Below are 6,793 nucleotides of genomic sequence, written 5' to 3'. Positions count from 1 at the left end.
CAGACGTACTCCAGGGCCGCGTTGCCGTTGACAGTGAAGTCACCGTGCGCGGATGGGTGCGTACCCGCCGAGATTCAAAAGCTGGCTTTTCATTCCTCGCCGTCTACGACGGTTCCTGCTTTGATCCTGTACAGGCCGTCATTAATAATTCTCTGCCTAATTACAATGACCAAGTGCTGCGCCTGACCACCGGCTGCTCGGTGATTGTCACCGGCAAAGTCGTGGCGTCACAGGGCCAGGGACAGAGCTTTGAGATTCAGGCTACCGGTGTTGAAGTTACCGGCTGGGTTGAAGATCCGGACACCTATCCGATGGCGGCAAAGCGCCACAGTATCGAGTACCTGCGCGAAGTCGCACACCTGCGCCCGCGCACTAACCTCATCGGCGCCGTGGCGCGCGTGCGCCACACGCTGGCCCAGGCGCTGCACCGCTTCTTCCACGAGCAGGGATTCTTCTGGGTCTCCACGCCGCTGATCACCGCTTCCGATACCGAAGGCGCCGGCGAAATGTTCCGCGTTTCGACGCTGGATCTGGAAAATCTGCCGCGCAACAACCAGGGCGGCATTGATTTCGACAAAGACTTTTTCGGCAGCGAAACCTTCCTGACCGTTTCCGGCCAGCTGAACGCGGAAACCTACGCCTGCGCGCTGTCTAAAGTCTATACCTTTGGCCCGACCTTCCGCGCCGAAAACTCTAACACCAGCCGCCACCTGGCGGAGTTCTGGATGCTGGAGCCGGAAGTGGCCTTTGCCGATCTGGAAGACAACGCCGCGCTGGCGGAAGCTATGCTGAAATACGTCTTCAAAGCTGTGCTCAACGAACGCGCCGACGACATGAAGTTCTTCGCCGAGCGCGTGGACAAAGACGCGATTAATCGCCTGGAGCGCTTTGTAGAAGCAGACTTCGCCCAGGTTGATTACACCGACGCAGTGACCATTCTGGAAAACTGCGGCAAGCAGTTTGAGAACCCGGTGTTCTGGGGCGTGGATCTCTCTTCCGAGCACGAGCGCTACCTGGCCGAGCAGCACTTTAAAGCGCCGGTAGTGGTTAAAAACTACCCGAAAGATATTAAGGCCTTCTATATGCGCCTTAACGATGACGGCAAAACCGTTGCCGCAATGGACGTGCTGGCGCCGGGCATCGGTGAAATCATCGGCGGCTCCCAGCGTGAAGAGCGTCTGGACGTGCTTGATGCGCGCCTCGCCGAAATGGGCCTCAATAAAGAGGACTACAGCTGGTATCGCGATCTGCGCCGCTACGGCACCGTGCCGCATTCCGGGTTCGGCCTCGGCTTTGAACGCCTCATCGCCTATGTGACCGGCGTGCAGAACGTCCGCGACGTGATCCCGTTCCCGCGCACCCCGCGCAACGCCAGCTTCTGATTTTCTGCGCTCGCAAGAACCAGCCTCCGGGCTGGTTTTTTTTCGTCATCTTTTGTTAATAAATATCGATTAAGTTAGACAAATCACTCTAACAAGCCAGAAAATGTTACACACCGTGTCCCGTAATAAATGTAAATATACAGATCCTATTTGCATTATTTATTTACATAGCTGCAACGCTTTAGCATAAAACCTGCCAGTTACAAAGCACAAATGGTCAAGCAATCCCGTTTTTTGAAAAATGTGAATGCGAGTGCATTTGGTGCACCTTTCTTTCATTAGAAAAAATTATAATAACCTTTTCATATAGATAGATAAGCCATCGGTCGCTTTTTATCCGCCAACTCTGGTTTTATGAAGTGGTTCACAAAGTTCCTCTTTTTTAATAATTTCTTACATATTATTTCTTTTAGTTACTCATTCTGCGTATTTGTAGCACTTTCAGGCTAGCGAAACGTTGTTATGAATGGAAATATGCCTTTCAGACACAGAAAGACACCAAACTCTCATCAATGGTTCTGTAAATATTTATTGACGGAATGCATTGAAGGCAGTGGCAGGTGTTCATAAAAAACCTATGAGGGTAATAAATAATGATGAAGCGCAATCTCCTGGCAGTGGTTATCCCTGCCCTGCTGGTAGCCGGTACCGCCAACGCCGCAGAAGTATTTAACAAAGACAGCAACAAGCTGGATCTGTACGGTAAAATTGTTGGTCTGCACTATTTTTCTGATAACGACAGCAACGATGGCGACCAGAGCTATGCGCGTCTGGGCTTTAAAGGTGAAACCAAGGTAAACGACTATCTGACCGGTTACGGCCAGTGGGAATATCAGTTCAACGCCAACAACTCTGAAGGCGCGGACCGTCAGAACGGTAACAAAACCCGTCTGGGCTTTGCCGGTCTGAACTTCGGCGACTACGGCTCATTCGACTACGGCCGCAACTACGGTCTGGTGTATGACGCTATCGGCATCACCGATATGCTGCCGGAGTTCGGCGGCGAAAACGGCGCGTCTGACAACTTCTTCGCCGGTCGCCAGGGCGGCGTTGCCACCTACCGCAACAACAACTTCTTCGGTCTGGTTGACGGCCTGCACTTCGGCGTACAGTACCTCGGTAAAAACGAGCGTGATGATGCGCAGCGTTCCAACGGCGACGGCTGGGCAACCTCTCTGGGCTATGACTACGACGGTTTTGGCATCGTAGGCGGCTATGGTTCAGCTGACCGCACCGACGCGCAAAACAAACTGGCTCGCGGCCACGGCGACCGCGCCGAGCAGTGGACCACCGGCCTGAAGTACGATGCCAACAGCCTCTACCTGGCGGCAATTTACGGAGAAACCCGTAACGCTACCCGCATTGATGGCGGCTTCGCCAACAAAACCCGCGACTTCTCCATGGTTGCACAGTACCAGTTCGATTTCGGCCTGCGTCCGTCCATCGCTTACTACAAATCTAAAGCGCGTAACGTCGAAGGCGTGGGCAACGAAGACTACATCAACTACATCGAAGTGGGCGCGTCTTACTACTTCAACAAAAACATGTCCACCTACGTTGACTACCAGATCAACCAGATCGACGGCGACAACAAGCTGGGCGTGAACGACGACAACACCGTTGCGCTGGGTCTGGTTTACCAGTTCTAATTCGCAGAACGACACGTCGATATCTGCTTGAAAAACAGGGCTCCGGCCCTGTTTTTTTTCGTCTGCCAGTTAAAAATCACAACTTGAGGAAAGTGCGTGGCTTTTCGCTGCAAACGGTTGGCTTTTGCTAACTCAGCCGTTAACCTGATAGCGGACTCTCCTCAGTAACCACAATGGAACTTCGTCATGTTTGAGAATATTACAGCCGCCCCTGCCGACCCTATTCTGGGCCTGGCCGATCTGTTTCGTGCCGATGACCGTCCGGGGAAAATTAACCTCGGGATTGGTGTTTACAAAGATGAAACGGGCAAAACGCCGGTTTTGACCAGCGTAAAAAAAGCCGAGCAGTATCTGCTGGAAAATGAAACCACTAAAAATTACCTCAGCATCGACGGCATTCCGGAGTTTGGCCGCTGCACCCAGGAGCTGCTGTTCGGCACCGGCAGCGCCATTGTCAGCGATAAACGCGCCCGCACGGCGCAGACGCCCGGCGGTACCGGCGCGCTGCGCGTGGCCGCTGATTTCATTGCTAAAAATACCGCTGCAAAGCGCGTGTGGATAAGCAATCCCAGCTGGCCGAATCACAAAAGCGTCTTTAACGCTGCCGGCCTTGAAGTGAAAGAATATGACTATTACAGCGCAGAGGCCCACGCGCTGGATTTTGACGCCATGCTCGCCAGCCTGAGCGCCGCCCAGGCCGGCGACGTAGTACTGTTCCACGGCTGCTGCCATAACCCAACCGGTATCGATCCGACGCTGGAGCAGTGGCAACAGCTGGCTGAGCTCTCGGTAGAAAAAGGCTGGCTGCCGCTGTTTGATTTTGCCTATCAGGGCTTCGCGCGCGGACTGGAAGAAGATGCGGAAGGCCTGCGCGCCTTTGCAGCACTTCACAAAGAGCTGCTGGTTGCCAGCTCCTATTCGAAAAACTTCGGCCTGTACAACGAGCGCGTAGGCGCCTGTACGCTGGTTGCCGCAGAGGCAGACACCGCCGATCGCGCGTTTAGCCAGATGAAAGCCGCCATCCGCGCTAACTACTCTAACCCGCCCGCGCACGGCGCCTCGGTGGTGGCAACGATCCTCAGCAACAGCGCCCTGCGCGCTATCTGGGAGCAGGAGCTGACCGACATGCGCCAACGCATTCAGCGCATGCGCCTGCTGTTTGTAAACACGCTGGCGGAGAAAGGCGCTAATCGCGACTTTAGCTTTATTGCTAATCAGAACGGGATGTTTTCGTTTAGTGGGCTAACCAAAGATCAGGTGCTGCGCCTGCGCGAAGAGTTTGGTATTTACGCGGTTGCATCCGGTCGCATCAACGTTGCCGGCATGACGCCCGACAATATGGCGCCGCTGTGCGAGGCAATTGTTGCCGTTCTGTAGCGGAGCCGCTAAAGGTTATCGACTAAGCCTCTGGCCTTTGGCCCGGGGCTTTTTTAATGCTCTGCCGGGCTTTCTGTACTTACTTGTAAGGCCTGACTACCACACCGGCTGCTCGTCCTGAAGGAAAGGATTATGTACGCGCTCGTGCCCCAGCGTCGACATCGGTCCATGACCCGCAATGAACGTCACGTCATCCCCTAAGGGAAGCAGCTTATCTTTAATTGATGCAATCAGCTGGCCGTGATCGCCGCGGGGAAAATCGCTGCGCCCAACGCCGCCTTTAAAGATAACGTCGCCGGAAATCAGCAGCCTTGAGGCATTATCAAAAAAGACGATATGCCCCGGCGTGTGGCCCGGACAGTGGAGAACCTGCAGGGCAATATTGCCAACGCTAACCGTATCGCCCTCGTCGAGCCAGCGATCCGGCGTCAGCGGCTGACAGTCTTCCAGACCAAACATCCGGCTCTGGGCAGGCAGCCCCTGCAGCCAGAACTCGTCTTCTTTTTCCGGGCCAATAATGGGCACGCCGTAATGTGCAGCCAGTTCGGCGGCGGCACCGACATGATCGAGATGACCGTGAGTCAGCAGGATCTGCATCAGCGTTACGCCCGCAGCAGCCACTTCCTCCTTGATTCGCTCAGCGTCTCCGCCTGGATCCACCAGCGCAGCCAGTTTGGTTTGCTCGCACCAGATCAGCGAGCAGTTTTGAGCGAAAGCGGTAACCGGAATAATGCGATAGTTCATGTTGCCCCTGTTTCGTTACCAGGTCCTCACCGGACCCGTATCAATGTGCACAAAGTTACTACGTGGGTAGTATCCTACACCACCTGCGCGCATAGAGAGCGCTGCTTTGCGAACATTGCTTAACGAAATACCTTCAATATGAAAATCCATCGCCTGCCCTTTGGTGTGATAGCTGTGCTTTGCAACACCGCGGCTGTTGTGGCGAAGTTCATTATTGGTATCGAGCGAGCGGTAGCCTGAAATGAGCTGCACCGGTTTGTTGGTACCGAGCAGCCCCTGCAGGCGGTAAAGATGGTCAAACAACTGAGGATCGATCGACTTAATTTTGTTCGCGCGATAATCGCGGAAGAAATGGTTAAGCTTTGCTAATTCGTCCTGAATATAGCCCCTGCCATCAAAAAACTCTGCTTTTATGGACTCGCCGGTATGCATATTGTTGAGGGTCAAAATGCGCGGTCGAGGCGTAGAGAGGGTGGCAAATGCTGGCGTCGGTAGAATGGCGGCCGCCCCGAGGGCTGCACCACCTAACGCCAGCAGTTTGCGGCGGTTAGCGTCAAATTTGTCCATGATAATCAGGTCTACAAGTAAGTAAAAGGTCGTTATGTATGCACTTCTGGCGCACGAATGGGCACCTTAACTATCAATAACGCCTGCGTCAAGGTTACCCAACCCCAGTGCCAGCGGGGGCTGCGAGAAAACAGCCCCCGAGGCACGCATTCATACGACACCTGAATTATCTGAAATGCTTAATTTACCTAATCAATTGTTCCGCTTTAGGCAAAATATGTGCGCTGGATCGCGCGGTAAGGTCGTAATTGTAAATATCTGTACGATACTGCGGGCGCCCGTCGGCGTCGACGAATGCGGTCAGATAATAGAGGTTGACCGGAATGTTCTGCCGAATATTGACGTAGCGCGTATTCCCCGCCTTCAGCGCATCGGAAATGCGCGTGTCGTTCCAGCCCGCGTCCTGCAGCAGCATGCTGGCCAGCTCGGAAGCTTTGTTGACCCTCACGCAGCCGGAGCTGAGTGCCCGCGTCTCTTTCTGGAACAGCGCGTGGTTCGGCGTATCGTGCAGATAGATAGCATCGGAGCTCGGCATATTAAACTTGTAGCGCCCCAGCGAATTGCGCGCACCCGGCGCCTGCTGGAAGCGGAACGGCAGGTTTGTCGGGGTAATTGTCGACCAGTCAACCTGATACGGGTTGATGGCCTCCCGGCTGTTCCAGCCGCGCATCAGCGTGTAGCCGTGACGTTCAAGGTAGCCCGGATCGTTACGCACCTTCGGCAGAATATCGTTGCGCGCCAGGGTCGGCGGCACGTTCCACGGCGGGTTAACCACCACATTATTGAGCGCGCTGCTCATCATTGGCGTTTTCCGGTCCGGACGTCCAACAATCACCCGCGATGAGAGCGCCTTGTTGCCATCGAGATAGTAAACCAGCGAGAACGCCGGAATATTGACCATAATGCCGGTAGAGAGCTTGCCGGGCAGCAGGCGCAGGCGCTGGATATTGAGCGCCAGCACACCGGCGCGCTGGGCAGGACTGACATTCAACCACTCGCGGGTTGCCTGGCCAATCACGCCGTCTGGGGTCATACCCTGAGCCGTCTGAAAGCGCTTGACGGCGGCGGCCAGCT

The 6,793-nt window shown here is 54.7% G+C and carries 6 protein-coding genes; 3 read left to right on the top strand and 3 right to left on the bottom strand.

The window, feature by feature from the left end; genetic code table 11:
- From asnS to QZ766_RS08215, 3 genes are all read left to right on the top strand, one after another.
- Nucleotides 1–1,382: asparagine--tRNA ligase (gene asnS, locus QZ766_RS08225; protein WP_297200036.1), on the top strand; the 1,382-nt coding region annotated here is incomplete at its 5' end.
- A gap of 593 nt (nt 1,383–1,975) precedes the next feature.
- Nucleotides 1,976–3,031 carry a porin OmpF gene (gene ompF / locus QZ766_RS08220; RefSeq protein ID WP_297200034.1) on the top strand — a complete coding sequence of 352 codons (1,056 nt, stop codon included), beginning with the start codon at nt 1,976–1,978 and terminating at the stop codon, nt 3,029–3,031.
- Nucleotides 3,032–3,217: 186 nt separating this feature from the next.
- Nucleotides 3,218–4,408, top strand: coding sequence for an amino acid aminotransferase (locus QZ766_RS08215; protein WP_297200031.1), 1,191 nt, complete (start codon nt 3,218–3,220; stop codon nt 4,406–4,408).
- 96 nt (nt 4,409–4,504) lie between these two features.
- Here QZ766_RS08215 and QZ766_RS08210 read toward each other — a convergent pair whose 3' ends face one another.
- From QZ766_RS08210 to ldtD, 3 genes are all read right to left on the bottom strand, one after another.
- On the bottom strand, nt 4,505–5,152 hold the full coding sequence (locus QZ766_RS08210; RefSeq protein WP_297200027.1) for an MBL fold metallo-hydrolase: 648 nt from the start codon (nt 5,150–5,152) through the stop codon (nt 4,505–4,507).
- Nucleotides 5,153–5,167: 15 nt separating this feature from the next.
- A complete protein-coding gene (locus tag QZ766_RS08205; protein WP_297200023.1) occupies nt 5,168–5,719 on the bottom strand; it encodes a YcbK family protein in 552 nt (183 codons plus the stop codon).
- Between the two features lie 184 nt (nt 5,720–5,903).
- A partial coding sequence (gene ldtD / locus QZ766_RS08200; protein ID WP_297200020.1) for a L,D-transpeptidase occupies nt 5,904–6,793 on the bottom strand: 890 nt, incomplete at its 5' end.

This window comes from uncultured Pluralibacter sp. (genome assembly GCF_913775985.1).
Lineage (GTDB): Bacteria > Pseudomonadota > Gammaproteobacteria > Enterobacterales > Enterobacteriaceae > Pluralibacter.
This window is presented reverse-complemented; position numbering and strand designations above follow the sequence as displayed.